22 protein-coding genes and 2 riboswitches are annotated in these 25,428 nt (G+C 72.5%); of the genes, 7 read left to right on the top strand and 15 right to left on the bottom strand.

The features are described 5' to 3' along the window. Positions 1-61 precede the first annotated feature (61 nt). Both LWC35_RS10205 and LWC35_RS10200 read right to left on the bottom strand, forming a co-directional pair. Complete coding sequence (locus tag LWC35_RS10205) at positions 62-457, bottom strand: type II toxin-antitoxin system death-on-curing family toxin (protein WP_232869804.1); 396 nt, start codon at positions 455-457, stop codon at positions 62-64. Next, positions 454-654, bottom strand: coding sequence for a hypothetical protein (locus LWC35_RS10200; RefSeq protein WP_232869803.1), 201 nt, complete (start codon positions 652-654; stop codon positions 454-456). Before LWC35_RS10200 ends, LWC35_RS10205 begins: the two co-directional genes overlap by 4 nt. 532 nt (positions 655-1,186) lie before the next feature. Here LWC35_RS10200 and LWC35_RS10195 point away from each other — a divergent pair. The 3 genes from LWC35_RS10195 to LWC35_RS10185 all read left to right on the top strand — a co-directional run bounded on the left by LWC35_RS10195 (position 1,187) and on the right by LWC35_RS10185 (position 2,525). Then, the gene (locus LWC35_RS10195) at positions 1,187-1,648 is read left to right on the top strand and encodes an SRPBCC domain-containing protein (protein ID WP_232869802.1); all 462 of its coding nucleotides are present in this window, start codon (positions 1,187-1,189) and stop codon (positions 1,646-1,648) included. Between the two features lie 103 nt (positions 1,649-1,751). Further along, a complete protein-coding gene (locus LWC35_RS10190) occupies positions 1,752-1,940 on the top strand; it encodes an SRPBCC family protein (protein WP_232869801.1) in 189 nt (62 codons plus the stop codon). 39 nt (positions 1,941-1,979) lie between these two features. Next, complete coding sequence (locus tag LWC35_RS10185; protein WP_232869800.1) at positions 1,980-2,525, top strand: dihydrofolate reductase family protein; 546 nt, start codon at positions 1,980-1,982, stop codon at positions 2,523-2,525. A gap of 308 nt (positions 2,526-2,833) precedes the next feature. On the opposite strand, the gene LWC35_RS10180 is transcribed toward LWC35_RS10185, so the two are convergent. The 7 genes from LWC35_RS10180 to LWC35_RS10150 all read right to left on the bottom strand — a co-directional run bounded on the left by LWC35_RS10180 (position 2,834) and on the right by LWC35_RS10150 (position 12,380). After that, on the bottom strand, positions 2,834-3,091 hold the full coding sequence (locus LWC35_RS10180) for a hypothetical protein (RefSeq protein WP_232869799.1): 258 nt from the start codon (positions 3,089-3,091) through the stop codon (positions 2,834-2,836). Positions 3,092-3,339: 248 nt separating this feature from the next. Next, positions 3,340-4,122, bottom strand: coding sequence for a type 1 glutamine amidotransferase (locus LWC35_RS10175; protein WP_232869798.1), 783 nt, complete (start codon positions 4,120-4,122; stop codon positions 3,340-3,342). After that, positions 4,119-5,372, bottom strand: coding sequence for a Mur ligase family protein (locus LWC35_RS10170; protein WP_232869797.1), 1,254 nt, complete (start codon positions 5,370-5,372; stop codon positions 4,119-4,121). Before LWC35_RS10170 ends, LWC35_RS10175 begins: the two co-directional genes overlap by 4 nt. A gap of 408 nt (positions 5,373-5,780) precedes the next feature. Next, on the bottom strand, positions 5,781-6,701 hold the full coding sequence (locus LWC35_RS10165) for a serine hydrolase (protein ID WP_232869796.1): 921 nt from the start codon (positions 6,699-6,701) through the stop codon (positions 5,781-5,783). Positions 6,702-6,877: 176 nt separating this feature from the next. Then, a complete protein-coding gene (locus LWC35_RS10160) occupies positions 6,878-9,172 on the bottom strand; it encodes a penicillin-binding protein (RefSeq protein ID WP_232869795.1) in 2,295 nt (764 codons plus the stop codon). A 137-nt stretch (positions 9,173-9,309) separates the two neighbouring features. Continuing rightward, positions 9,310-11,763 carry a bifunctional lysylphosphatidylglycerol flippase/synthetase MprF gene (locus tag LWC35_RS10155; protein WP_232869794.1) on the bottom strand — a complete coding sequence of 818 codons (2,454 nt, stop codon included), beginning with the start codon at positions 11,761-11,763 and terminating at the stop codon, positions 9,310-9,312. A gap of 413 nt (positions 11,764-12,176) precedes the next feature. Further along, a complete protein-coding gene (locus tag LWC35_RS10150; RefSeq protein WP_232869793.1) occupies positions 12,177-12,380 on the bottom strand; it encodes a cold-shock protein in 204 nt (67 codons plus the stop codon). A 390-nt stretch (positions 12,381-12,770) separates the two neighbouring features. Here LWC35_RS10150 and LWC35_RS10145 point away from each other — a divergent pair, with 390 nt between their 5' ends. Further along, the gene (locus LWC35_RS10145; RefSeq protein WP_232869792.1) at positions 12,771-13,484 is read left to right on the top strand and encodes a class I SAM-dependent methyltransferase; all 714 of its coding nucleotides are present in this window, start codon (positions 12,771-12,773) and stop codon (positions 13,482-13,484) included. A gap of 185 nt (positions 13,485-13,669) precedes the next feature. On the opposite strand, the gene LWC35_RS10140 is transcribed toward LWC35_RS10145, so the two are convergent. From LWC35_RS10140 to kdpF, 5 genes are read right to left on the bottom strand one after another with little or no spacing between them, the layout of a single operon-like run. Continuing rightward, positions 13,670-16,300 (bottom strand): DUF4118 domain-containing protein, encoded by a 2,631-nt coding sequence (locus LWC35_RS10140; protein ID WP_232869791.1) that lies wholly within the window; start codon positions 16,298-16,300, stop codon positions 13,670-13,672. A 37-nt stretch (positions 16,301-16,337) separates the two neighbouring features. Next, positions 16,338-16,961: a potassium-transporting ATPase subunit C gene (locus LWC35_RS10135; protein WP_232869790.1), complete on the bottom strand. Its 624-nt coding sequence runs from the start codon at positions 16,959-16,961 to the stop codon at positions 16,338-16,340. 1 nt (position 16,962) lies between these two features. Continuing rightward, complete coding sequence (kdpB, locus tag LWC35_RS10130; RefSeq protein ID WP_308194507.1) at positions 16,963-19,008, bottom strand: potassium-transporting ATPase subunit KdpB; 2,046 nt, start codon at positions 19,006-19,008, stop codon at positions 16,963-16,965. Further along, positions 19,005-20,666 carry a potassium-transporting ATPase subunit KdpA gene (kdpA, locus tag LWC35_RS10125; RefSeq protein ID WP_232869789.1) on the bottom strand — a complete coding sequence of 554 codons (1,662 nt, stop codon included), beginning with the start codon at positions 20,664-20,666 and terminating at the stop codon, positions 19,005-19,007. The genes kdpB and kdpA overlap by 4 nt, the downstream gene beginning before the upstream one ends. A gap of 1 nt (position 20,667) precedes the next feature. After that, positions 20,668-20,772 (bottom strand): K(+)-transporting ATPase subunit F, encoded by a 105-nt coding sequence (kdpF, locus tag LWC35_RS10120; protein ID WP_232869788.1) that lies wholly within the window; start codon positions 20,770-20,772, stop codon positions 20,668-20,670. Between the two features lie 494 nt (positions 20,773-21,266). Here kdpF and LWC35_RS10115 point away from each other — a divergent pair, with 494 nt between their 5' ends. Then, positions 21,267-21,698 (top strand): STAS domain-containing protein, encoded by a 432-nt coding sequence (locus LWC35_RS10115; protein WP_232869787.1) that lies wholly within the window; start codon positions 21,267-21,269, stop codon positions 21,696-21,698. A 333-nt stretch (positions 21,699-22,031) separates the two neighbouring features. Beyond that, the gene (locus tag LWC35_RS10110) at positions 22,032-22,337 is read left to right on the top strand and encodes a hypothetical protein (RefSeq protein ID WP_232869786.1); all 306 of its coding nucleotides are present in this window, start codon (positions 22,032-22,034) and stop codon (positions 22,335-22,337) included. On the opposite strand, the gene LWC35_RS10105 is transcribed toward LWC35_RS10110, so the two are convergent. Next, on the bottom strand, positions 22,334-23,425 hold the full coding sequence (locus tag LWC35_RS10105; protein WP_232869785.1) for an LLM class flavin-dependent oxidoreductase: 1,092 nt from the start codon (positions 23,423-23,425) through the stop codon (positions 22,334-22,336). The two genes, LWC35_RS10110 and LWC35_RS10105, sit on opposite strands and share 4 nt — an antisense overlap. A 310-nt stretch (positions 23,426-23,735) precedes the next feature. Then, a riboswitch (SAM riboswitch) is annotated at positions 23,736-23,828 on the top strand. A gap of 4 nt (positions 23,829-23,832) precedes the next feature. Here LWC35_RS10105 and LWC35_RS10100 point away from each other — a divergent pair. Then, positions 23,833-24,984 (top strand): LLM class flavin-dependent oxidoreductase, encoded by a 1,152-nt coding sequence (locus LWC35_RS10100; RefSeq protein ID WP_232869784.1) that lies wholly within the window; start codon positions 23,833-23,835, stop codon positions 24,982-24,984. Positions 24,985-25,105: 121 nt separating this feature from the next. Further along, positions 25,106-25,197, top strand: a riboswitch (SAM riboswitch). The last annotated feature ends 231 nt before the right edge of the window (positions 25,198-25,428 follow it).

Genomic DNA, 25,428 nt, shown 5'->3' with positions numbered 1-25,428 from the left:
GGCACGCATCCGCCATGAGGCAACGAACTTCGAGACCGGCTCACCTGGCGATCAAGGATCGCTAATCGCCCCCGCGCGGGGTGAGCCACGGCTCCAGCCGCTCAGCAATCTTCTGCACGCCCGGCACCGCCCCCGCGGCCACGTCCACGTCCACGACCAGGTCGAACTTGTCGTCGTCGGCGGCGAGGACCAGCCAGCCGTTGAGGAAACAGAACACCTCGGTCGCGAGCCAGCCGAGCCGCTTGTTGCCGTCGACGAGGGCATGGTTGCGCACCAGGGACTCCAGCAGCGCGGCCGCCTTCTGGGGCATCGTCGGGTAAGCCTCGGCGCCGAACACCGTGGTGCGCGGCCGCGCGACCGCGGACTCCAGCAGCCCGAAGTCGCGCACCGCCACTTCGCCCTCGATCGCGCCCTCGGCGACCTGCAGCAGCGACTCCAGCGTCAGGTACTCGGTCACGCCGCGCCCAGCCGGCGCAACAGGTCCTTATTGCGCGGGCCGAGGATCGCGAGGGCCTCGGCGACCCGATCGTGGTGGGAGTGGCGCTCGATGTACTCCCGGACGGCGGCGCGCGCGACGTCCTGCATCGACCGATCCTCGGCGGCCGCCTGAGCGCGCAGTGCCTGGGCCTCCTCGTCGGTGAACCTCACATTCATCGCCAGGCCAAGGACGGTACCACTTCGGCACCGCTCCTGACGTGCTGTTATGGGGCCACGAGCTCAAGGGAGTGCAGCTCACGATGGGTCTCGCCGCCGACAACTACGTCGATGACCTCGGCCAGTTGCGTCATGCGGTCTCTGGGTCCTTCCCGGAGGAGACGCTGAACGTCGACCCGGGTGAGACCACCGTGGGGCACATCTGTGATGAGTCACGAGCTCGGGTGGGCTGGGCTCGGACGCGCTTCTGATCAAGCCATCTGGCGGGCCGAGGACGGCGCCCAGGACGACAAGTCTTCTGCAGCGGCACGCCGCAGCGGGGCAGGTCACGCGAGAGTCAGTCGCAGGCACCGCCGTCAAGCCGAAGCGCTTCCCACCGGAAACGCTGTAGACGCACTCACAGATCACGCGGTGGCCGCCCCACGCGACGCCTCGCCCGGCACCGGGCAGGCACACTCTGGTGGACGCCACTGGATGACTTGGCCCGGCTATGGAGGATCTCGGCACTCGCGTAGCGCGTTAGCCTCCGTGCATGGTCCATAGGGACATCGGTGGCGCGGACCTGCCCGCTCCGCCATCGGTGGTATTCGCCGCCCTCACCAACGCCGACGCCCGTGCTGCCTGGATGCCGCCCAGCGGGATGACCGGGCACTTCGAGTGGTTCGACGTGCGCCCGGGCGGCGGCTACCGGATGGTCCTCGCCTACGACGACCCCGCCCACCCCGGCAAGACCGAGGCGAACACCGACGTCACCGACGTGCGCTTCGTGGCCGTCGATCCACCGCACCGCATCGTCGAGGAAGTCGACTTCGTCTCGGACGACCCGCAGTACGCAGGCACGATGACCATGACCTGGAGCCTTGAGTCAGCTCCCTTCGGCACCCGCGTCTCCATCATCGCCGACAACGTCCCGGACGGGATCAGCAGTGCCGACCACGCCACCGCCTTCGCCGCCACGTTGGCCAACCTGAAGCATCACGTTTCCGGCGGCTGAGGTCAGCCTCGGCCGCTTCTCCTCTGACCCGAGAATTGCCGGGGACAGTCGTCGTGAGCGAGTTCACCGGCCACTACCGGGAGATCGAGCGGCCCGCCGGCTCGTGTCGACGTTCGTTGACGAAGCCGCACCCGCCACCGAGGCGCTCGACGAGGTCACCTTCGAGGAGAAGGACGACACGACCCTGGTCACCGGACGGACGGTCTTCCCCGCCTTCCAGGCCCGCGAACTTTACGCCGCCGCGGGCGCGGAGCGCGGCTGGCCGAGTGCCACGGACGCCTCGATGAACTGATCGCAGCGCTTGTGTTACGACCACGGGAGGGCAATGACCATGAGGAAGCTGATCGAGTCGGTCCACGTTGGCCTCGGCGGCCAGATCGACCCGCTGGACTGGGCGTTTCCTTACCTGGACGATGACCACACGGCCTACGCGACCGGGCTGTTGGCCGAGGCCGACGCGCTGCTGCTGGGCCGCCGGACCTACGAGGGACTGTCCGCCGGCTACACGGCCATGGCGTCCAACCCGTTCGTCGACCGGATGAACTCGATCCCCAAGTTCGTCGCATCCAGGACGTTGCAGGAAACCACCTGGAACGCAACCGTCATCCCCGGGGACGTGACCGCCTTCGTCGCAGACCTCAAGCGCCAGCCAGGCGGCACCATCGTGAAGTACGGCAACGGCCCGCTGGACCGGCCCCTCATGGCGGACAACCTGATCGACGAGTTCCACCTCCTGCTGACGCCGGTAGCGGCAGGGTCGGGCCAGCACATGTTCGAGGAGATCCACGGCGCGCCGCAACTGTCGCTGGCAGAGGTCAGGCGCTTCACCAGCGGAGTTCTGGTCTTGATCTACAGGCCCAAGATCCAGGCGCCCTGAGAGCAGCCGACGAGGGCGCGACCCGACCAGCGGATCAGGACGGCCAACGCTCCCGTCACCTTCTTGATCAAGCTCGGTGAGGGGCTTGCAGGCCACCGGCCACAGCATGACTAGTCGCCCTTGTCGTCGTTGATCTGGGGGTGTTGTCACCGTGGTGCGCGGGGTCCGCGCTGGGCCTTGGCGGCGCCCTCGGGCTCGCCATCCTCCGCGAGCTCGACTCAGCGCGGTCCGAACCCGGCAACCACAAAACGCCGTAGCGCGGCACCCGGACGGGGTGTCGCGCGGCGGCGGGTCACGTCAAGAGCCGGTCAGTGCGCCCAGGCGTAGTGGTGCGAGTCGCTGTAGTCGGCGCAGTGGTCGTAGCTCGCGTCGTGGTCGTAGTTGCTGTCGCAGTGGCTGTAGCTGGACTCGTGGCTGTAGCTGGACTCGTGGCTGTAGCTGGACTCGTGGCTGTAGCTGGACTCGTGGTGAGAGTCGTCGTGGCTGTAGCTGGACTGGTGGTGAGAGTCGTCGTGGCTGTAGCTGGACTCGTGGTGGCGGTCCTCGTGGCTGTTCCAGTGCGACATCGGGGCTCCTCGGGGCGTTGGGCGGGCTCGGCTGGTTCCTCCCGGTGCCGAGAACTCTGCCGGTCAGGGAGCCGGGGAACGATCGTGCTGTCCCCCGCGTCGTGAGATTCGCCCCCACTTCAGGTCGGGTGCAGACCCCATCCCCTCGTCAGAGACGAAAGGTCTACCCCACTCGACGGAGCTCAGGTCGATCCGCTGCAGCGGCCGGCGAAGTCGAACACGCCGTCGTTCCCTGCGCGCGGTCTCACTCAGCCACGTCTTCGCGAGCGGTTTCGACCGATGGGCCGCCAGCGACGCCCGCGAGCGTGGGGTGAGGTCTCGAGGTAGGCGCGACGTAGCGGTTCTTGGTCGGGCAGGTCGAGCGGAGGCTGGTCCAGGCCGGTGGCCAGTGCGAGCAGGTGGTCGGCTAGTGAGGGGTTGCGGGCCAGGACCGGGCCGTGCAGATAGGTTGCGACGATGGCCCCGCTCAGCGCTCCCTCGCTGGGACGTCCGTGCTGTTGGGTGCCGTTGCCGGTTCCGCGCGTCGGGACTGCCAGGGGTTGCACTGCCGGACCGAGTGTGGTGTGGCCGCGGTGGTTTTCGAAGCCGGTGAGTTCACCTATCGTGGCGACGGTCGCCGACGCGACGACTTCGCCGACGGCACGTTCACGTCCCGGGGCGGTGTCGGCGTCGAGTACCTCGAGGCCCTGAACTACGCGGCCGGCCAGATCGGTGATCGTGCTGCCGAGCAGTTGGAATCCCGCGCAGACGGCGAGCACTGCTCGGGCTTCGGCGAGCGCGTCGCGCATCCGGTGGCGCAGCAGCCAGCGGGCCGCGGCGGGCAGCGCGGCGTCCTCGCCGCCGCCGAGGACGTAGACATCGGCGCCGTGGGGTGGCGCGTCGGCGAGGGTGACGGTGAGCAGTTGCGTGGACACTCCACGGCGACGCGCTCGTTCGGCGAGAACGACGGCGTTTCCCGCGTCGGAGTAGGTGCCGAGCACATCGGGGAGCAGCACGGCAATCGCGAGATCCGCCGCGGTGGGGGCGCTCACGTGTGCTCCGTGGCGAGTCGGCGGGCGAGGGTGCGGAACGCCGTGTAGTTCGCCACGACCTCGACCTTTCCGGGCGGTAGACATGCGAGCGCATCGACCGGGTCCGTGACGGTGGTGTGCCGGACGTGCCCGTAGTCGAGCCGAAGGCCCAGGTCGTGCGCCCGTTCGCCGGCCGCGACGACGTCGGTTGCGACGCCGGGACGGCTGGTGAGCTGTTCGAACGGGACGTCCCACAGCCACGAGGTGTCGCGCCCGTCGGCCTCCCTGGCGTTGATCACCAGCAGCAGGCTCGCGTCCGGCTCCAGCAACGGCAAGGTCTCGGCCCATCCCGCCGGATTTTTGGCCATCAGCAGCCGCAGCTCGTGCCGACCGCGGCGGACCTTCCGGTAGCGATCGCCGACGTTCGAGACGTTGGCAAGTCCGGCCGCCGCGACGAGCGGATCAGCCCCGAGGACGGCCCCAGCGACGAGGGCGAGGGCTGCGTTGCCCAGATTGAACGCACCGGGCAAGTGCAGTGACAGCGGAACCGACAGCCCCTCGTCATCGGTGAGCGCACAGTCCTCTCGCCGAACCGACCACTGCGGGCGCGGCCGGACCAGACCACAGCGGCAGCCCCAGGCGCGGCCGAGCGTCAGACGCAGCGGTTCCCCGCAGCGCGGGCAACCTGCGGTGTCGCCCGACCAGCCCGACCCGGCCGAAACCCACACCGTTCGGGCTGCCGCGCGCGCTGCCCACACCACCATCGGGTCGTCGGCGTTGGCGACCACCCAGGTGTCGGGATGATGGCGCAGCGCCTGCGCGAGCGCTGCCGCGACGGCGCGGACCTCGTTACCTCGGTCGAGCTGGTCGCGGCTGAGGTTCCCCAGCACCACAACCCGCGGGTCCACCGCTCCGGCGACAGTGGCGACATGCAGCTCGTCGACCTCCAGGACCGCCAGCTGCGCGTCGGGAGCGTCGGCCAGTGCCGCGAGCGCGCCATCAGGCATGTTCGCCCCGGTGGCGTTGTGAGCGACAGGGCCTAGAGTGCGCAGGACCGCTGCCAGCAGGTGGCTGGTCGTAGTCTTCCCGTTCGTGCCCGACACGAGGGCGATCCGGCGCTCGCGGGCGAGCCGACGCAGGGCACCAGGGTCCAGCGCGAGAGCGACGCGACCTCCGATAACGGCGCCCTCGCCCCGACCGAGGCGGCGCGACAAGGTCGAGGTCAGCTTCCCGGCGTGGCGCGCCACCCAAAAGCGTTGCTCGGCAACCATGCCTGTCACAAACGGTAAGTATGGTCACCACCTGGACGAGGACCGCAACCACTGGCCCCACGACACGAATGCTCTGAGGCATCGGGCAAGCGCATCCACTTGCTCTGAATACGTAAGTGGAGCAGGACCGCCGGCAAGTAGCCTGACAGCCAGCCCGCGCTCGTATCGACGCGAGGTTCCTCGACCTAGTTCCTTGCATGCCTGCCGGGAGCACGTCACTACCGGTGTCTCCCCTTCCTACGTGCGGTGAGCAGCCCACCGGTGCTCCGGCGTCCTAGCGTGAATCTCGCCCGCACGATTGTCCGCCATGTCCAATCAGGAACCATTTCAGGGTTTTGCACCCGGATGGCTGGCGCAACCCCGTCCCGGCCGTAACCACGGCGGAAGGCGCAGCTGGCCCCTCGGTCTTCAGGAGCAGGCGAGGGTCGTGCCGGCTGCGCGGGCCATGGCCTCGACGAGGGTGATTCCCTCCTGCTCAGTGGAGTTGTGCTGAGTGAGCACGGCGAGCAGGACCCGGTGACCGTGCAGGGTGAGCACGCCGACGCTCCCGGTGGCCCAGCGGCCGTCGTCGTCGTCGATGTCGAGCCAGCCGTCCTTCAACGCGGTGGTCGTGGCCGGGTCGGCAATCACGCTGACGCCCCAGGCCTGGTCGGGTTCGACCCGCGACATCAGGTCCAGGGCGAGTCGGCGGTCGCTCGGCGTGAGCGGACCGTCATCGACCAGGTTGGTCAGCAGAGTGAGCTGGTCGTCGGCGTCGCTGACCGACAGGCCCCAGTAGCCGTTCGGGTCCGTGGTGGTGGCGTCGGCGCCGAGCCGGTCGGTGGCCTCCTGCAGCCCGGACCCGTGGCCGCCCACGGCGTTCCAGAGTGCGGTCGCGGCGTCGTTGTCGCTGTTGACGATCATCGCGGTGGCCTGACCCAGCTCGGGGCCGGCGAGGACCGTGCCGTCGTCTTGGTGGGCCAGCAGCAGCGCTTCGAGGATGTCGAGCTTGATGACGCTCGCGGTGACGACCTGCGCGGCGGCGTCATAGCGCACGCGGGTGCCGGTGTCCAGATTCAGTCCGGCCACCGAGACGCTGCCCGGCGGCAGGCCCGCGCTCAGCCGGTTCATCGTTGTCGCGGACATCGTGGCGCACCCGTCGGCCGTCGGCCCGCTCGCGCCCACGGCGACCGGGCGCGGGACGTTGCTGCCGGAGTGCATGGTCGGCGTGGTGACCGGAACCGCGCTGGGGAGCAGGGCGAGGGCGGCCCCGAAGCTCAGCAGGGCCACGAAACCGGTGCGCAGCCCGCGCGAACGCGTACCCGGTCGAGCGGTGCGGTGACGCGGCATCGCGACTCCTGCCTGGCGTGCCGGGTCTGTGGCGGCCCGGCGACGGGTGAGCGGTGTCCTGTCTCAGTCCCACACCCGGAATCCATGCGGGCGATTTTGTGGTCGAGCAGCATGACGCTTCCAGCCTGGACGGCGCAAATCCCGCACGGTCGATGGACGATGGCGATGCTGCGGTCCTACCGGCCGGGGGCCGCCGGGGGTGGCGGCACGCGACCGCTGCTCACGTCGAGGTGCACGGTCCGGCCGACAAGGCTGTCTCCGCGGGGGGACTCGCCCATGACCGTGTCCGCAGGGGCGAGGTTGTCGACCGACGAGGTTTCGACGCCGAAACCGGCCCGCCGCAGCGTGTCGGTCGCTGTCTCGAGGTCCTGCCCGACGACGTCGGGGATCGAGGCGATGGCACCCCCCGTGACGTATTGGCTGTCGGTCGCAGGCAGCGGAAGCGGAGGCTGGTCGCCGAGGATGCGGGTCATCGCCTGGTACCAGGTGGCCGCCGGGGTGAGCCCGCCGTAGATGTTGCCGCCCGAGCAGGTGTGCGGGGGCGATCCGACGCAGATCGGGGCGGGGGAGGGGGAGTCGTCGAAGACGATGGTGGCGCCGGCGAGCTGCGGGGTCGCGCCGACGAACGCGGCGGACTCGTAGTTCTGTGTGGTCCCGGTCTTCGCCGCGACCGGCCGGTTCCAGTTTGCGGCGCGCGCCGCCGCCGCCGACGTGCCGCCGGGCTGGTCGTCCTTGCTCAGGCCGGTGAGTAGGGTGTCGGCGAGCTGGGGGGAGACGGCCTGGTTGCACGCCGGCCCGGGGAGCGGGACGGCGGTGCCGGTGCGGTCGGTGATCGCGGCGATCGGGTCGGGCGGGCACCAGGTCCCGTGGCTGGCGAGTGTGGCCGCGACGTTGGCCAGCTCCAGCGCGCTGGTCGGGGTGTCGCCCAGGGTGAACGAGGCGTGGTTCTGGGCCTTGGTGACCGTGGCGATCGACGGCGACCCGGTCCTCGACCCGGTCGGGGTGTCGGCCAGGGACGTCATCCCCAGGCGCACCGCCATGTCGACCACGGCGGGGACCCCGGTGTACTGCTCGAGGGCGACGAAGGCGGTGTTGGGCGACTGGGCGAGCGCGTCCTGCAAGCTGAGGCGTGAGGCGTAGTTGCCCGCGTTGTGGATCGGGACCGGGACGCCGGCGTTGGCGAAGAACGGGGTGGTCCAGCCGCTGGCGGGGACGTCGAGCACGGTGTCGATCCCGAGGCCCTTCTCCAGGGCGGCGGCCGCGGTGAAGATCTTGTAGACCGAGCCCGCCCCCAGGTTCTCCGGGGTGTAGGGAAGCCCGTAGCTGCTCTGGCCGGCGGCGGCGTCGGGGCCGTAGGTCCGGTTGGCGGCCATCGCGACCACGCGGTGGCCCGTGGCGCCCGGCTCGACGATCGACAGGACGTCGGCGATGTGCGGGGTGCGCGGCGGGACCTGGGCGTCCACGGCGGCCTTGGCCGCGGCCAGGGCTGCGCGGTCGAGGGTGGTGCGGATGATGTATCCGCCCCGGTCGAGCTGGCCCAGAGAGAAGCCGGCCCTGGTGAGGTAGTCGACCACGTAGGCGCAGAAGTGGCCGGCGTCCCCGGCGCCCGCGCAGCCCTCCGCGGGTGGGTTCACCACCGCGGGCACACCCAGCGGCTCGGCGCTCGAGGCCGCGGCCTGGACCGGCGTGACCACCCCTTGCCCGGCCATGAGCTGGATGACCTCGTTGCGCCGCGCGGTCGCCGCCGCGGGGTGGCGAAGCGGATCGTAGGCGGTGGGGCTCTGCACCATCCCGGCGAGCAGGGCGGCCTGTGCCACGGTCAGCCGGTCCGGGGTGGTGTCGAAGTAGGTTCGGGCCGCGGTTCCCACGCCGTAGGCCCCGTTGCCGAAGTACACGATGTTCAGGTACCGGGTCAGGATCTCGTCCTTGCCGAGCGCCCGGTCCACCGCCACCGCGAGGCGGGCCTCGGAGAGCTTGCGCGCGTAGGTGGGCGCGGTTGCGGCGGTTCGCTCCGCGGCGGTGGTGGCGGTGTCGAGCGTGTAGTTCTTCACGTACTGCTGGCTGAGCGTGGACCCGCCCTGTTGGGAGGTGCTCTCGCCGTTGTGCAGGAGGGCGCGGAGCACACCCTGCGGGTCGACCCCGCTGTGCTGGTAGAAGCGGCGGTCCTCGACGGCCACGATCGCGGCCTTCATCGCCGGGGAGATGGTCGCCGACGGCGTCGGCCGCCGGTCCTGGTCGAACAGGTAGGCGATCGGCTCGCCGTTGTCGTCCGTCACCGTCGTGGTGAGGGGGACGTCCCGGTCGGCCAGGATCGCCGGGACGCTCGGCCCGCCGGCCCCGGCCTCGCCCGCGGTCAGGCCGAGGCCCGACACGACCGGGAACACCATGCCGGCCAGCAGCACCCCACCGACGACGCACAGGACGCCCAACCGAATGAGGCGCCTGGCTGCACCCGGCCCGAGCGTCCGCATCGGCGTTCTGCTCCTGCGGCCTGGTCCGCCCGGTTCCCGACGGCGGAGGTCTCGAGTCGTCGCTGCCTCCGGCTCCACGCTACGAGACGCTAGCGGCGCCACGGGAAGCGGAGGGTAAACGCTCACGCCACCGTCGGTCAGCGGCCGAGGAGGGCGCGGGCGAGGGCGGCGGCTTGGGTGGGGCGCAGGTCGGGCAGGTAGGCGCGGGCGAGGGCGTTGCCGATCGCGGGCAGTGCGGTCGGGTCGGGATAGGCGAGGTACAGGGGCCGGTACTCGGGCTGGAACTTGGCCTTGAACGCCAGTAGCGAGCGGAATCCGTAGACGGGTTCGAGCCGCTGGCCGATCGCGTCGAGGAGTTTCTGCAGGCCCGCGATGGGCTCTCCGCGGTCCAGGCGGGCGAGCGGGGCGCCGGACAGTGAGAGGAACTCTGCGCCCTCTTCGCGGAGATCGGTCGCGGCGGAGGCGATCAGGAACTCCATGACGCCGCGGAAGGCCTGCTCGTCGGAGCGGCGGCGCATGAAGTCGAGCGTCCAGCCGATGACCTGGCCGTTGCGCCGGACCGGTAGCCAGCTCGTCACGCCGTGTACGGAGCGGTCGGCGTCCACGGCCAGCAGCAGTCGCACCTCGTCGTCGGCGAGCTCGTCGATGCCACCGAGGGTGAAGCCCATTTCCGGCAGCCCCTTGTCGGCCACCCATTCCTCGCTGATCGCCCGGATCTGGTCGGTGATCCCTACGGGCGCGGCGCGGAAGGTTGTCCATTCCGCCGCGATCCCCGCCTTCGCGGCCCGGTTCAGTGCGGTCCGTACGTCCTGCCACTTCCGCCCGGTGAAGGTGAGTTCCGGCAGGGGGAGCAGGGTCTCCTCGGCCACCTGTACCGCGCTCCAGCCCAGGGTTCGCGCGGCGGTGACGACCTCGGCGCCGACGCTGTAGAAGCAGGGCGTCCATCCCTGCTGGCGGCAGTGCGCGGCGAACCCGGCGACGGCTGCGGGGACCGACGCGGGCCGTCCGACCGGGCCGCCCGTGGTCAGGGCCACCCCGCCGATCACGCGGTAGGCCACGGCCGCGGTGGCGTCGGGGCCGAACCAGTAGGCGTGACCTGGCCAGGTGGCCATGTACTGCAACGACCCGCCCGCCCCGCCGCCGAGGAGGGCGCGCACGCGGGCGAGGTCGGAGGCGGCGACGTCCGGGCGGCTGCGCAGGAACGTCCGCAGCGCGGCCGCGGCCAGCACGAGCCACACCGCGGGGCCGGTCCACTCGTAGAGCAGGGTGGCGCCGTCGTCGACGGGCAGGAAGCCGGGGCCGACCCCGACGAGGTAGCCCGGCGGGACGAGCCGCAACGGCAGGTCGAGCAGCAGGTCGCCGATACCGGGAACGGGGTCGAAGTCGTCCCGCAGCATCAGGCCGAGGGCCACGTAGGCAGCGGCCGCGACGACGAGGGCTCCGACGGTCGCGCGCAGGAGCGCCCGGTACGTGCCGTGCGGCGCCCGGACGTCGAACCGGGCGCGGGTCAGCAGCAGGACGACGACGACCAGCAGCGGCTGGACCAGCGGCAGGAGGATCGCGAGCCACGCCCGCGGGTGCGCCCCGACACCGAGGACGATCCGTTGCTGGGCGTGGCTGGTCATCAGCACCACGGCGAGCGCGGCGAGCCCGAGGTTCAGCCCGACGGCCAGGCCCCAGGCCGCGCGACGCCCGCGGCGGAGCCCCTCGGCCGCGACCAGCAGCAGCACCACCGGCATGACCGACAGCAGGGCCGGCCCGACCCCGGAGAACCGCAACCTCGCCTGCAGCTCCGCGCACTCCCGCACGTCGCGGGGATCGAGGGCCGCCGCACAGATCTGCTTGACCGTGGCCGCGTCGGGAGGGGGCGCGGCGAAGACGAACCGCAGCACCGACAGCGGCCCCACCCGCGACTGGGCCCAGGCCGCGATCAGCGGGCCGAGTGCCGACGCCGCGACCACCAGCGCCACCAGGATCCGCCGCTCCGCCCGTGAGGGCCGGGACACGACCGGCACCTCGGCGCCGTGGATCCGTCCGTACAGCAGCGCGCCCACCGCGAGCCCGAGCAGGCCGGTGCACAACCGCAGCAGGTCGCCGATCAACCCCGAGTAGAGCACCAGCATCAGCAGTGCGATGACCAGCACCAGGCGCAGCCTGCGGCGCCACAGCGCGGCCAGGCAGGCGCTCGCCGCGAGGGTGACCCCGACGACCGCGGTGCCCGGTCCGACGGCCACGGAGACGGCCAGCTGATCGGCCCACCGCCCGTCGGCGTACCGGTCGAGCAGCCACACCCAGAGCAGGCCCACCGCCGAGCCGGCGACCTGGACGACGAGGGCCAGCCCGGCGGCCCGCAGGCTCCCGAGGCGGCGTTCGGCCACCGGCAGCAGGGCAACGATCATCAGCGTCGACAACACGTACGAGGCCGCCCCCCGACACCAGAGCGCCGAGGTCGCGAGGCCCCACCAGGCCCCCGAGCGGATCGGGTCGAGCCCCGCGCCGATCGCCGAGGCCAGCGCGGGCGAGGGGCCGTGCAGCAGGCTGCCGGTGGCGGCCCCGAGCACCCAGATCGTCACGACGAGCAGCACGGTCACCGGGGCACGCCGGGTCAGGCGCAGGGCCCGTGCCCACCGGCCCGACTGCCGGGACGCCGTCCCGACGTCGGGAAGGTGTGGTTCCACCGCTGCCGGTGTCGTGATGCGTTCCTCCTCCCGAGGAGCCGGCGCAACCACCCATGAACCTCCGACCCGGCGACGACCACCACCCGGCCGTGCGTCCGGCTGTGTGGACGACGGCACCTCCGCAGCGTGCCCGGTGGCCGGCCACGCCCGGCGCCCGGGGTGGCCCCGTCCGGTTTCGTGATCGGTTGTCCGGTCGTCACCGCCCCGGCCGGAACCGGGCGCCGTCGAGCGGTCCGGCCGGTTCGTCCCCGGTGCCAGGGATCCCGGCCCGGAGACGACGGGAGCCCGCCTCCCCGAGGGGTGGCGGGCTCCTGGCGTGTGCGGTGTCAGACGGGGCGGACGCCGGTGGCCTGCGGCCCCTTCTTGCCCTGCCCGACCTCGAACTCCACCCGCTGGCCCTCGTCGAGGCTGCGGTACCCGGCGGCGTCGATCTCCGAGTAGTGGACGAAGACGTCTGCGCCGCCGCCGTCCTGCTCGATGAAGCCGAAGCCCTTCTCGGCGTTGAACCACTTCACGGTGCCCTGTGGCATCTGACTGCTCCTCGCAGGTCCTGGGCCTCCGCAGGGTGCGGGGCCCGGGCGGCCTGACGGGCCGGTCCCGCCGTCACGGTGAGGACGGGGCCGCGGCCCATCGCTTCCGTTTCCGCGAGCGTGCAGGACACGGACCTCGAAAACCGAACGACCGCGGGCACCCTACTGCGTGGCGCGCCCGAACGGGGCAGGACGCGTAGGGTCGGGGCACAGCAGTTGTCGAGGCGCGTCGCCCGGGTCGCCCGATGAGTCGTCACCGCCGGGGTGCAGGGAGCCGGGCAGGGCAGGCGTCCTCCGCCACTGACCGATCCGTGCAGCGAGGCACGGTATGAGCGGCACCTGTGTGCCGTACCCGAACGCGGGTCGTCCCGCGAGAGATCCGAGGCTTGCATGCCCTCCGCCACCAGCGGATTCACCCTGTACGGCGACGCTCCCGGAGCCGGTGTGCCGTCCGGCCTGCCGGGGGTCGGCCACAGCTCCCTCGACCTGCCGACCGGACGGATCGAGCTCATCCACCCCCGGGACGCGCTCGACCGGATCTACCAGCAGAACTTCGGCTGGGGCGGGACCGAGCCGCCCTACTGGGCGCAGCCGTGGCCGAGCGGGATCGAGCTCGCGGGCGCCGTGGCGCGCGCGGACGTCTCCGGCGCGCGCGTGCTCGAGCTCGGGTGCGGGCTCGCCCTGCCGAGCCTCGCCGCCGCGCAGGGTGGCGCCAGGGTGCTCGCCACCGATCTCGTGCCGAGCGCCCTGGCCTTCGCGGCGCACAACGCCCGCCGCAACGGGGTCCGGCTCGACGTGGCGCAGTGCGACTGGTCGGATCCCTGGTCGGCGATCGCGGGTGCTCCGTGGGACCTCGTCCTGGCGGCCGACGTGCTGTACCTCCACGACGGACTCGACGCCCTCGGCGCGCTGCTGCCCCGGCTCGTCTGCGGCACGGGCGAGATCTGGCTCGCCGACGAGGGACGTCCGCCGGCCCGTGACTTCCTCGCCGCGTGTGCGGAGTGGGCGATCGTCAGCACGACGGGCACCGCCCGCTCGGAGGTGAGCCTGCACCGGCTCCGTCGCCGTGCCTCGGCGGCGCCCGCGACGACCGTCGGGCCGTGACGCAGGGGCGGCCCCGCTCCTGATCGCCCTCACCCGCCCGTTCGGTGGCGGTGCCACGGCCACGCCGTCCGCGGAAGGGCGCCTCGCGCTGGTCGGCGCGACCTCGGGCGGGCTCGGCTCGCTGCTGATCGCCCTGCCTGCGGCGAGCCTGCGGGCATGGTGACGGTCGTCCGATCCCGCCGAGCTCATCCGCGCATCCCGCTCGCGGCCGACCCGTCGGTCAGCTGCGGGGGAGGAGCGGAGGGCCGGCCGGCCGCCGGGAGCGCGGCGAGGGGCAGGGACACGACGGTCGTGAGGCCGCCGCCCGGCGTGTCCTCCGCGGTCAGGGTGCCGCCCATGACCTCCGTGAGCCCGCGCGCGACCGACAGCCCCAGCCCGACCCCGCTGGTGGCCCGGCGGTCGCCGCGCCGTTGGAAGGGGGTGAACAGCGTGTCGCGTTGCTTCTTCGGCACGCCCGGCCCGGAGTCGACGACCCGGAGCTCGGCGCGGCCCTCGTACGCGCTCGCGCGCAGGACGACCGGTGCGCCGCCGCCGTGGCGCAGGGCGTTGTCGACGAGGTTCGCGACGACCCGTTCGAGCAGACCCACGTCCGCGGTCACGTCGGGGAGGTCGCCCGGGATCTCGAGGCGGACCCGGGCCGCCTCCGGCACGCCGAGCAGGGCCCGCGCGGCGGCCTCGTCGTAGCCGACGCGCTCCAGCAGGGGCTCGACCGCGCCGGAGGCGAGCCGCGAGGAGTCCAGGAGGTTGTCGACGAGCCCGGCCAGCCGGTCGGCCGACTCCTCGACCGTCTCGAGCAGCTCGGCCCGGTCCGTGCCGGACAACCGGAGCAGCGGGTCGCGCAGGCTGCCGATCGCCGCCTTGATCGAGGTCAGGGGACTGCGCAGGTCGTGGCCGACCGCGGAGAGCATCGCCCCGCGGGTCTCGTTGATCTCGGCGCGTCGCCGGGCGCGCAGGGCTTCCTCGCTCGCGCGTTGGCTGCGCAGCGCGAGCAGGGCCTGCCCGCCGACGGTCTCCAGGAGTCTCCGGTCGTGGGCGGGCAACGAGCGGCCGGTGCCGATCAGGTGCAGCCCCGGTTCCACGGCGACGTCGACGTCGGCGTCCTCCGGGCGGCCGCACTCGGGCGGACCCGAGGTCGCGACGCGGCGCCACTCGCCGCCCTCGTGTTCGAGCAGTGCCACGCAACGCAGCCCGAACGCCTCGCGGACCTTCTCCAGCAGGCGGGGCAGCGGGTCGGCGCGGGTCAGGACGGTGCGGGCGAACGACGCCAGCAGGGCGGCCTCGGTGCCTGCCCGCGCGGCCTGCTCCCCGCGGCGGGCCGCCCGGTCCACGACCAGGGCGACCAGCACGGCGACGATCAGCATCGCGACGACGGTGATCGCGTTCTCCGGTTGGGAGATGGTCAGCGAGTACAGCGGCGGGGTGAGGAAGAAGTTGAGCAGGAGGCCGCCGAGCAGGGCGGCGAGCAGCGCCGGTCCGAGCCCGCCGACCAGGGCCACCACGGTGGTGGCCAGGAAGAACAGCACGACGTCCGTCGAGAGCCCGACGATCTCGTCGAGGGACGCGCCGAGCAGGGTCGCGGCGGCCGGGCCCAGCACCGCCAGGACCCAGCCGAGGACGCGCCGGTCGAGCGGGACCGCGCTGTGCAGCCGGGGGAGCCGCAGCGCCGACGCACCGGCGGCCGCGTGGGTGACCATGTGGACGTCGATCGAACCGGACTCGCGGACGACGCGCGCACCGATGCCCTCGTCGAACACCCGGGCCAGCCGGGACCGTCGCGAGGTGCCGAGCACCAGCTGGGTGGCGTTCACCCCGCGGGCGAACTCGAGCAGGGCGTCGGTGACGCCGCCGGCACCGCTGTCGCCGACGACGGTGTGGAAGCTGGCCCCGACGTCGTCGGCCAGCTTCCGCAGCGCGTTCGTGGCCCCGACCGGCGCCCCGGCGAGACCGTCGCCGCGCAGCACGTGCACCGCGAGGAGGTCGGCCTGCCCGGCCCGTTTGGCGATCCGGGTGGCCCGGCGCAGCACGGTCTCCGACTCGGCGCCGCCGGTCAGGGCGACGACCACGCGCTCGCGGGTCTCCCAGGTCTCGGAGATCCGCTTCTCCGTGCGGTACCGCTGCAACGCGGTGTCGACCTCGTCGGCCACCCACAGCAGGGCGAGCTCACGGAGCGCGATCAGGTTCCCGACCTGGAAGTAGTTGGCCAGGGCGGCGTCGACCTTCTCGGCGGCGTAGACGTTGCCGTGCGCGAGCCGGCGGCGCAGCGCCTCGGGGGTGATGTCGACCAGCTCGATCTGGTCGGCGCGGCGCACGAACTCGTCGGGCACGGTCTCCCGCTGCCGGACCCCGGTGATCTTCTCGACGACGTCGTTGAGCGACTCGAGGTGCTGGACGTTCACGGTGGACAGCACGTCGATCCCGGCCTCGAGCAGCTCCTCGACGTCCTGCCAGCGCTTCGGGTTGCCGGGGGCGGAGCCCGCGGAGCCGGCCGTCCGGTCCGGCCCCGGGGCGTTCGTGTGGGCCAGCTCGTCGACCAGCACGACCTCCGGACGGCGGGCGATCACCGCGTCCACGTCGAGCTCGCCGCCGAACCGCGTGGGTCGCCGCGGCAGGACCTCGAGGCCGTCCAGGAGCTCGGCGGTCCGCGCGCGGCCGTGGGTCTCCACGAGCCCGACGACGACGTCGGTTCCGCGTTCCCTGCGGCGGCGGGCCTCGCACAACATGGCGTAGGTCTTGCCGACCCCCGGCGCCGCGCCCAGATGGATCCGCAGTTCACCCCGCGGCTGCACGGTCCCTCCCGTCGCCGGTCCGCTGGTCATGCCCCCACCCCGTTCGTGCGAGACCCGCCGACCCGGGTCAGCCGGCCGGCCGCTGCGCGGCGGCGACCGCCAGGTTGAGCGCGGTGACGTTCACGGTCGGCTCGCCGAGGAACCCGAGTATGCGCCCGTCCGTGGCGCCCGCGACGAGGTCCCGGACCCGGTCGACCGGCAGTCCCGTCACCCGCGCGACCCGCTCGACCTGCAGCGCTGCGTAGGCCGGGCCGATGTCGGGGTCGAGCCCGGACGCCGAGGCGGTGACCGCGTCGGTGGGCACGGCCGCGGGCGGAACGCCCTCCCGCTGTGCGATCAGCGCGCGCCGCCGGGAGACGGTGTCGAGCAGATCCTGCGAGTCGCCGGCCTTGTTGGAGCCGCCCGAGGTGCTCGTGTCGGCGGGACCGAGGACGTCCGCGGACGAGGCCGAGGGCCGGGTGTGGAAGTACGGGTCGGCAGCGGGATCGGCCGGCACGGGGTCGACGCCGATGAGCGACGACCCGGCGGCGGTCCCGTTCTTCGTGATCACCGATCCCTCGGCGTGGCCGGCGAGCCCGGGGATTCGCGAGACGCCCCAGACCACGAGCGGGTAGACGATGCCGCAGAGCACGGTGAGGAGGACCAGTAGGCGCAGACCGGTGCCGGTCTGCCTGCGCAGGGTGGAGAGCACGTCACATCCCCGGGAGGAGTCGGACCAGCAGGTCGATGAGGAAGATGCCGACGAAGGGCAGCACCACGCCGCCCAGGCCGTAGAGCAGGAGGTTGCGGCGCAGCAGGACCGAGGCCGACGAGGGCCGGTACCGCACGCCGCGCAGCGCCAGCGGGATCAGCGCGATGATGATCAACGCATTGAAGATCACCGCGGACAGGATCGCCGACTGCGGCGAGTGCAGGCCCATGACGTTGAGCGCCCCGAGCGAGGGGTACAGCGCGGCGAACATCGCCGGCAGGATCGCGAAGTACTTCGCCAGGTCGTTGGCCACCGAGAAGGTGGTCAGCGCCCCGCGCGTGATCAGCAGCTGCTTACCGATCTCCACGATCTCGATCAGCTTCGTCGGGTCGGAGTCGAGGTCGACCATGTTGCCGGCCTCCTTCGCCGCGGCCGTCCCGGTGTTCATCGCGACGCCGACGTCGGCCTGCGCGAGCGCGGGCGCGTCGTTGGTGCCGTCGCCGGTCATCGCGACCAGCCGACCGCCCTCCTGCTCCGCGCGGATGTAGGCCATCTTGTCCTCGGGCGTGGCCTCGGCGAGGTGGTCGTCGACGCCCGCCTCCGCGGCGACCGCCCGGGCGGTGCGCGGGTTGTCCCCGGTGACCATGACCGTCCGGATGCCCATGACCCGCAGTTCGGCGAACCGGGCCGCGATGCCCGGCTTGACCACGTCGGACAACCGGATGACACCCAGGACCCGCTCGCCGTCGGCGACGACGAGCGGGGTGCCGCCCTCGTCGGAGATCCTCTCGACCAGTCGATCCACCTCGCCGCTCCGCACCCCGGTCGCGGCGAGCACCGCGGACGCGGCGCCCTTGCGGATCCGGCGGCCGTCGACGTCCAGGCCGGACATCCTGGTCTGCGCGGTGAAGGGGACGAACTCCGCCCTGGCCTCGTCGGCCGAGGCCTCCGGCGCCAGGCCGAACTCCCGGGCGCACAGGGCCACGACGCTGCGGCCCTCCGGGGTCTGGTCGGCGAGGCTGGACAGCCGGGCCGCCTCGGCCAGTTCCCGCGTGCTCGCCCCGCCCGTCGGGATCAGCTCGGTGGCCTGCCGGTTGCCGAAGGTGATGGTGCCCGTCTTGTCGAGCAGCAGGGTGTCGATGTCGCCCGCGGCCTCGACCGCGCGGCCGGACTTCGCCAGGACGTTGCGCTGCACGAGCCGGTCCATGCCGGCGATACCGATGGCGGAGAGCAACGCGCCGATCGTCGTCGGGATCAGGCAGACCAGCAGCGCGACCAGCACGACCACGGACTGCGGGGCGCCGGCGTAGGCGCTCATCGGCTGCAGCGCGACGACGGCGAGCAGGAAGATGATCGTCAGCGCGGCCAGCAGGATGGTCAGGGCGATCTCGTTGGGCGTCTTCTGCCGCGAGGCGCCCTCGACCAGCGCGATCATCCGGTCGACGAAGGACTCGCCCGGCTTCGTCGTGATCTCCACGACGATCCGGTCGGACAGCACCGTCGTCCCGCCGGTGACGCTGGACCGGTCGCCGCCGGCCTCGCGCACGACGGGCGCGGACTCACCGGTGATCGCGGACTCGTCGACGGTGGCGATGCCCTCGACGACGTCGCCGTCGCCGGGGATCGTCTCCCCGGCCTCGACGACGACCCGGTCGCCGACGCGCAGCTCCGTGGCGCCCGTGGTGGTGCCGTCGAGGAGCCGCGCGACGGTGTCCCGCCTGGTCCTCCGCAGGGTCTCCGCCTGGGCCTTGCCGCGGCCCTCGGCAACGGCCTCGGCGAGGTTGGCGAACACCACCGTGAACCACAGCCAGACGGCGATGAGCCAGCCGAACAGCGTCGGTCGCCAGAGCGCGTCCAGGGTGACGAGCACGGACCCGGTCCAGACGACGAACATGACCGGGTTGCGCAGCTGGGTGCGCGGGTCGAGCTTGCGCAGCGCGTCGGGCAGCGACGCCCACAGCTGAGCCGGACGGAAGGCGCCGGCCCCGACCGGTCCGCCGGCGGTGACGGTCCGTTCCGGGTCGCGTTCCAGGGTGGGGGTGGTCACGCGACGGCCTCCGCGAGCGGACCCAGCGCGAGCGCCGGGAAGAAGGTGAGGGCGGCGACGAGGATCAGGGTCCCGCCGACGAGGACGCCGAACAGCGGCTTGTCCGTGGCGAGCGTCCCGGCTCCTGCCTCCACGCGTTTCTGCTCGGCCAGCGAGCCCGCCAGTGCGAGCACCGCCAGGATCAGCACGAAGCGGCCGAACAGCATCGCCAGCCCCAGCGCGGACTGGAAGAAGTCGCTGGTCACCGTGAGGCCTGCGAACGCGGACCCGTTGTTGTTGGCGGCGCTGGCGAAGGCGTAGAGGACCTCGGAGAAGCCGTGCGCGCCGGTGTTGCCCAGGGCGCCGGGCGTGCCCGGCAGGGCGATCGCCAGCGCCGCGCCCAGCAGCACGACGGCGGGCATCACCAGGATGTAGACCGCGGCCACGGTGACCTCCCGCTGCCCCAGCTTCTTGCCCAGGTACTCGGGGGTGCGCCCGACCATCAGGCCCGCGAGGAACATCGCGACGAGCGCGACCACCAGGATGCCGACGAGCCCGGCCCCGACACCGCCCGGCGCGACCTCGCCGAGCAGCATGTTCAGCAGGGTCACCCCGCCCGCGCCGCCGGTGTAGCTGTCGTGCAGCGAGTTCACCGCACCCGTCGAGGTCCCGGTGGTCGACACCCCGAAGAGGATCGACGTGGGGATGCCGAAGCGGACCTCCTTGCCCTCGAGCGCGCCGCCCGCGGCGAGGGTGGCCGGGCCGTTCGGGTGGGTCTCGGCGAACCATGCCACCGCGAGCAGGGCACCCCACAGCATCCCCATGACCGACAGCAGGACGGTGCCCTGCCGGCGGTTGCCGACCATCGTGCCGAAGGTGCGGGTCATGGCCACGGGGACCACCAGCATGAGGAAGATCTCGAGCAGGTTCGACAGGGCGTTCGGGTTCTCGAACGGGTGGGCCGAGTTGGCGTTGAAGATGCCGCCCCCGTTGGTGCCGAGCATCTTCACGGCCTCCTGGGAGGCCGTGGGCGCCAGGGGCAGGGTGTGCGTAGCGCCGTCGACCCCGGTCACGTCCACGCCCGCGCGCAGCGACATCGTCACACCGGTGATCAGCAGCAGGACCGACGCGACGAACGCCATCGGGAGCATGATCCGGAACGTGGCCCGGGTCAGGTCGACCCAGAAGTTGCCGATCCGGTCGGTGCCGGAGCGGACGAAGCCGCGGATCAGTGCCGCGGCCACCGCGAGGCCGACGGCGGCGGAGAGGATGTTCTGGACCGTCAGACCCGCCATCTGCACGGTGTTCCCGAGGACCTGCTCGGGGACGTAGGACTGCCAGTTCGTGTTGGTCACGAACGAGATCGCGGTGTTGAACGCCGTCGCCGGCCCGACCGCGCCGCGACCGAACGACATCGGCAGCAGCGGCTGGAGCCGCTGCAGCAGGTAGAGCAGCACGATCGAGACGAACGAGAAGCCCAGCACGCCGGCGGCGTAGGTGGGCCACCGCTGACCGCTCGAGGCGTCGACCCGCACGAGCCGGTAGAGCGCGGCCTCGACGCGCCAGTCCTTCTCGCTGGTGAAGACCCTGGCCATGTAGTCGCCCAGCGGCGCGTGGCAGACCGCGAGCAGGACCAGCAGCAGGACGACCTGCAGCAGGCCGGCGAGGGTGTCGTCCACGTCAGAACCTCTCCGGCCGCAGCAGGGCCACCACGAGGTGGACGAGCAACGCGAGCGCCACGACGCCGCCCACCACGTTCGTCACGACGTCGCCGATCGCACTCACAGGCGCTCCAGACCGTGCAGGCACAGCACCAGCACGGCGAACCCGCCGACCAGCAGCAGTGCATAGAGCACATCGGCCACCGGACACTCCTCACGCTCGACCCGCCGGACCCTCCGGCGAGACCGATGGCGAGTCTGGGCGTCCCGGGAGTGCGCGTGCGGGAACCGAACAGGACCTTGACGCCCCGCCGCCCGATCTTGACGCGATCCTGACGACCCGGCGACGCGTGTCCCGTCGCCGGGACACCCGGCGAGCGGGCGGAGGGGAACCGGGTCGCCGTACGGCCGTGCGGCACGGCTCCGGACGGACCAGCTCGGCGGTGCCGTCGGCCGCACCCGGTCCTCGAGGTTTGCGCTCACGCCCCCGGCCCTGGTGCAGTGGCGGCTGCGACGTCCCGGGCGGTCTCCTGTCCCCGTCGTTCTCGGTCACGCAGTCGGCCGTGTGCAGCCCCGCGACCCTCGCGGGGAGCCGTCGACGACCCAGAGGACCGTGACGTGGACGATCTCGCTCCCGAACGCCCCACCACCGGGTGCGCGTCGCGCGCGCCGGAGGGGGAGCTCTCGCGCTACGGCCAGGCCGCCGTGCGCGCGGTGTGCCCCGCTCCGGGCCTGACGCTGCTGATGGTGTCCGGGGAGCTCGACCTGACCAACTCGGCCGAGGTCGCCGCATGGGTGGAGGCCCAGGACGCCGAGCGGGTCGTGGTGGACCTCAGCATGGTGGGGTTCGTCGCGGCGCGGGCGGTCAGGCGGCTGGACGAGGCACAGGCGGTCCTGCGCCGGCGCGGCACCGAGGTACGGGTCGTGGTGTCGCACAACCCGGTCCTCGGCCGCGTCCTGGGGCTGGTCGGGTCCTCCTTCGACCTCTACGACAGCGTGGCCCTTGCCTGCCGGCGACCGAGGCCCGTCGCCGATCGCGCAACGCCTTGACAGCGGGTGGGGGCGCTCGGTTTGCTTGATCGAAGGTCCTCCGTGGTGTCCGACGACGGTCGGGTGCGACCGCGGGGCCGTGAGGGGAAGCATCGTGCGCACCGGACGTCGGATCGAGGGGCCGTCGGGCCTGCCCCTGGGGGCGCCGGTGTGGTCCCGCCGTCGCCACGTGGACTTCTGCCGGACCGAGGCCGCGCTCTGTCGCTGAGCCGGTGACGACCCCGCACCGCTGACGCCGCACCCGCCGACGGGTCGTGGCCGCCGTCGGGTCGTTGCACGCCGTGTCCACCCGGGCCCCCGCGCGCCCACTCCGCCGTCCCACGGAGCACCGTCATGCCTTTCCTCACCCCCCACTCCGCCTCGCGCACCGCCGTCGCGAGCGTCGACACCTCGACCGCAGCGCGAACGGCTCCCGAACAGCGCCGGGTCGATGTCGGCGCCCGGCTGCTCGAGGGGCTCGAGGCGCTGGTGCAGCGGCACCGCGCCCTGCTCAACACGGGCTCCGGCGGCCTGCACGCCGAGCTGATCACGGCCGAGGTCGCCCACGAGCTGGCCGTGGCGCGCTCCGCCCTCCGCCGGACCCCGCAGCCGCCGCGGCAGGTACGGACGGTCGACGGCGAGGTCCCGTCGGGCAGCTAGGTCAGGCCCCGGGCGCGACCCGGGTCCTCCGGTCCCCACAGCGTCGTGGACACCTCGCGGCGGACCAGCGGCACGACCTCCTCGGCGAAGCGCGTCAGCACCTCCTGCTGCTGCGGGTAGGGCAGCACGGGGTTGATCGAGACGGACTGGACGTCGTGCCGGTAGGACTTGTGGTAGTCGAGGATCTTCGCGGCGACCCGTTCCGGGGTGCCGACCAGAGCGGGGCCGTGCGCGACGGCCTCCTCGATCGTGGTGAAGGACATGGTCTTGCCCCTGCGCGGGTCGCCGGCGTGCGCCGCGGCCAGCTTGGCCGCCTGCGCCTCGTAGATCGGTCGATACTCCGCGACCGCCTGCTCGTCGGTGTCGGCCAGGAACAACCCGCCCGATCCCGATCCGACGTAGCCGAGGGCCGGGTCGTGCCCGTGCGCCTCGAGCTGCTCGCGATAGCGGTCGATGAGGACCAGGTAGTTCTCCCGCGGTTGCAGGGCGTTGGCGCTGAAGATCGGGTCGCCCCATCGCGCGGCGAGGTCGACGGCGACGGTGGAGGTGGCCGACCCGTGCCAGATCCGGAAGGGTCCGTCGAAGGGACGCGGGTAGGTCGTCACGTCGTCGAGGTCGTGGTGGTGCACGCCGGTCCAGGACACGTGTTCCTCGCGCAGGAGCCGGCGCAGCAGCTCGTGGTTCTCGGTGAGGTACTCGTACTGCTTCGCCAGGTCGAGGCCGAAGAGCGGGAAGTGCTTGTCCTCGTTGCCCTTCCCGATCACGATCTCCAGCCGTCCGCCGGAGAGCTGGTCGACCGTCGCGTAGTCCTCGGCCACCCGGACGGGGTCGAGCAGCGACAGCACGGTCACCCCGGTGCTGAGCAGGATCCGCTCGGTGGCCTGGGCCAGCGCGCCGAGCAGGACGGTCGGGGCGGAGGAGACGAACTCGCCGGCGTGCCGCTCGCCGACGGCGTAGGAGTCGAAGCCGAGCCGTTCCGTGAGCACGGCGTTCTCCACCACCCGCTGCAACCGTTCGTGCACCGAGATGATCTCCCCGGTCACCGGGTGCGGGGCGTGCGGGACGATGTCGAGAACCTGGAAGCGCATGCGGAAGCTCCTGAGGGCGACGGCCGGAGAGGTGTCGGGCCGCGGTCGTGGCGGCACTCGTCCTCGCATCCGGGACGGAGCCCCACCGTAACCACGATCGGTGGGCGATGGGGAGTCCCACCGGTGCCGTCGCGGGGTTGTCCGGTCAGGAGCGGCGCCGGGTCCGTGCCGTGTTTCGGCTGGTGGAAGCCTCGCCGATGATGTCCGGACAGGACGACGGGGATTCGGCGGCGGGCATCACAGAAGTCACCGAGAGTATTGACGGACGGGCCGTGGTGATCCCTAAGGTGGAACCGGCCCCGCGGGGTCACGACCATCCAGAGCGGCCGAGAGACCTGGCTCGACGACGCCGCAGCAACCCCCCGTCGACGGGTGCGGGTGCTCATGCCGGGAGCGATGGAGGAGCGATGTCGAGCGGATTCCCCGGGACCTCCCACGTGCCGCTGTCCGTCCTGGACCTTGCCCCGATCGTGGCCGGGTCGAGCGTGGCCGAGGCGCTGCACAACACCGTCGACCTGGCCCGGCACGCCGAGCGGCAGGGCTACCGGCGCTACTGGTTGGCCGAGCACCACCTCAACCCCGGGGTCGCGGGCGCCTCGCCACCGCTGCTGATCCAGGCGGTCGCGCAGGCCACCAGCTCGATCCGCGTGGGGTCCGGCGCCGTGCAGACCGGCCACCGGACCGCACTGTCGGTCGTCGAGGAGTTCGGCATCCTCGACGCCCTGTACCCGGGCCGGATCGATCTCGGCCTGGGCCGTTCGGGCGGCCCGCGCACCCGGGACGAGCCGCCCGGCCCGGCCGAGGAGCGGGTCGTCGACGGCGTGCTGATCCCGCGGCGGTTCTCGATCGGCGGGCTGCTGCGGTCGCCGCGGTTCCGGGCGCAGCTGGAGCTGCTGCGCCAACCGGGCGCGACGACACCGGCCTACGACCGGATCGTCGACGACGTCCTCGACCTGCTCGCGGGCCGCTACCGCTCGTCGCAGGGCGTCGAGGTGCATGCGGTGCCGGGCGAGGGGGCCGGCGTCGAGCCCTGGGTGCTGGGCAGCAGCGGCGGGGACAGCGCCGTGGTGGCGGGGGAGCGCGGGCTGGCGTTCGCCGCGAACTACCACGTCAGCCCGGGCACGGTGCTCGAGGCGGTCGACGCGTACCGCGAGGCCTTCCGGCCGTCGCCGCACCTGCGCGCTCCCCACGTCATGGTGTCGGTCGACGTCGTCGTCGCCGAGGACGACGCCACCGCGCGAGAGCTGGCCACGGGCTACGAACCGTGGGTGCACAGCATCCGCACCGGCGCCGGAGCCATCCCGTTCCCCGACCCGGTCGCGGCGGCCGCGTACCCGCTGTCCGACGAGGACCGGGCGCTCGTGGCGGATCGCGTACGGACCCGGTTCGTCGGCGCACCCGCCACGGTCGCCGAGCGCCTCGAGGCCCTGCAGCGGGTCACCGGCGCCGACGAGCTGCTGGTCACCACGATCACCCACCGGCACGAGGACCGGGTCGCCTCCCAGGCACTGCTGGCGCAGGAGTGGGCGGCGCGGGCGCGGACCCGCCTCGCCTCCTGAGCCCGGGCGGTGTCCCGCACGGATGTCCGGACTTTTCGCAGGTCAGAACGGGTGTGGCGAGGGCGACACTTGCACGTTCATGCTCTTGACAACCGGATCGGGTGACGGGTTGAGTGCGAGAAGTCCATCCAGAGCGGCCGAGAGACCCGGCTCGACGACGCCGCAGCAACCCGCGCCCACGGCGCAGGGTGCTACCGCCGGGACCGATGGGAGCGGTATGTCGAGCCGAGTGCTCCGGGTGCCCGCGCGCCGGCAGCTGCGCTGCTGGTGGACGCGCCGCCGGCACGTCGATCTCTGCCGGACGCACACCGCGCTCTGTCGCTGACAGTCCCTGCTGCGGGCCGGCCCTGCTGCTGATCGTCTCTGCTCCTGATCGGCGCCGCTGCGTCCCGTCGCCGGCCGGCTGCCGCTGATCGGCTTTCGCAGGCCGGCCCTTCGTCACGG

The organism is Pseudonocardia kujensis (genome assembly GCF_021283305.1).
GTDB classification, from domain to species: Bacteria; Actinomycetota; Actinomycetes; order Mycobacteriales; family Pseudonocardiaceae; genus Pseudonocardia; species Pseudonocardia kujensis.
Note: the sequence above shows the minus strand (reverse complement) of the source record. Positions and strands in the feature narration are given on the sequence as shown.

Bases quoted from the DNA above. Each gene is read 5' to 3' on its own strand.
- LWC35_RS10185 (WP_232869800.1), top strand. From the start codon at position 1,980: ATGAGGAAGCTGATCGAGTCGGTCCACGTTGGCCTCGGCGGCCAGATC.
- LWC35_RS10140 (WP_232869791.1), bottom strand. From the start codon at position 16,300: ATGACCAGCGGACCGGCGACGGGAGGGACCGTGCAGCCGCGGGGTGAA.
- LWC35_RS10170 (WP_232869797.1), bottom strand. From the start codon at position 5,372: ATGGTTGCCGAGCAACGCTTTTGGGTGGCGCGCCACGCCGGGAAGCTG.
- LWC35_RS10145 (WP_232869792.1), top strand. From the start codon at position 12,771: ATGCCCTCCGCCACCAGCGGATTCACCCTGTACGGCGACGCTCCCGGA.
- LWC35_RS10105 (WP_232869785.1), bottom strand. From the start codon at position 23,425: ATGCGCTTCCAGGTTCTCGACATCGTCCCGCACGCCCCGCACCCGGTG.
- LWC35_RS10110 (WP_232869786.1), top strand. From the start codon at position 22,032: ATGCCTTTCCTCACCCCCCACTCCGCCTCGCGCACCGCCGTCGCGAGC.
- LWC35_RS10150 (WP_232869793.1), bottom strand. From the start codon at position 12,380: ATGCCACAGGGCACCGTGAAGTGGTTCAACGCCGAGAAGGGCTTCGGC.
- LWC35_RS10200 (WP_232869803.1), bottom strand. From the start codon at position 654: ATGAATGTGAGGTTCACCGACGAGGAGGCCCAGGCACTGCGCGCTCAG.
- LWC35_RS10160 (WP_232869795.1), bottom strand. From the start codon at position 9,172: ATGCGGACGCTCGGGCCGGGTGCAGCCAGGCGCCTCATTCGGTTGGGC.
- LWC35_RS10180 (WP_232869799.1), bottom strand. From the start codon at position 3,091: ATGTCGCACTGGAACAGCCACGAGGACCGCCACCACGAGTCCAGCTAC.
- LWC35_RS10100 (WP_232869784.1), top strand. From the start codon at position 23,833: ATGTCGAGCGGATTCCCCGGGACCTCCCACGTGCCGCTGTCCGTCCTG.
- LWC35_RS10195 (WP_232869802.1), top strand. From the start codon at position 1,187: ATGGTCCATAGGGACATCGGTGGCGCGGACCTGCCCGCTCCGCCATCG.
- LWC35_RS10165 (WP_232869796.1), bottom strand. From the start codon at position 6,701: ATGCCGCGTCACCGCACCGCTCGACCGGGTACGCGTTCGCGCGGGCTG.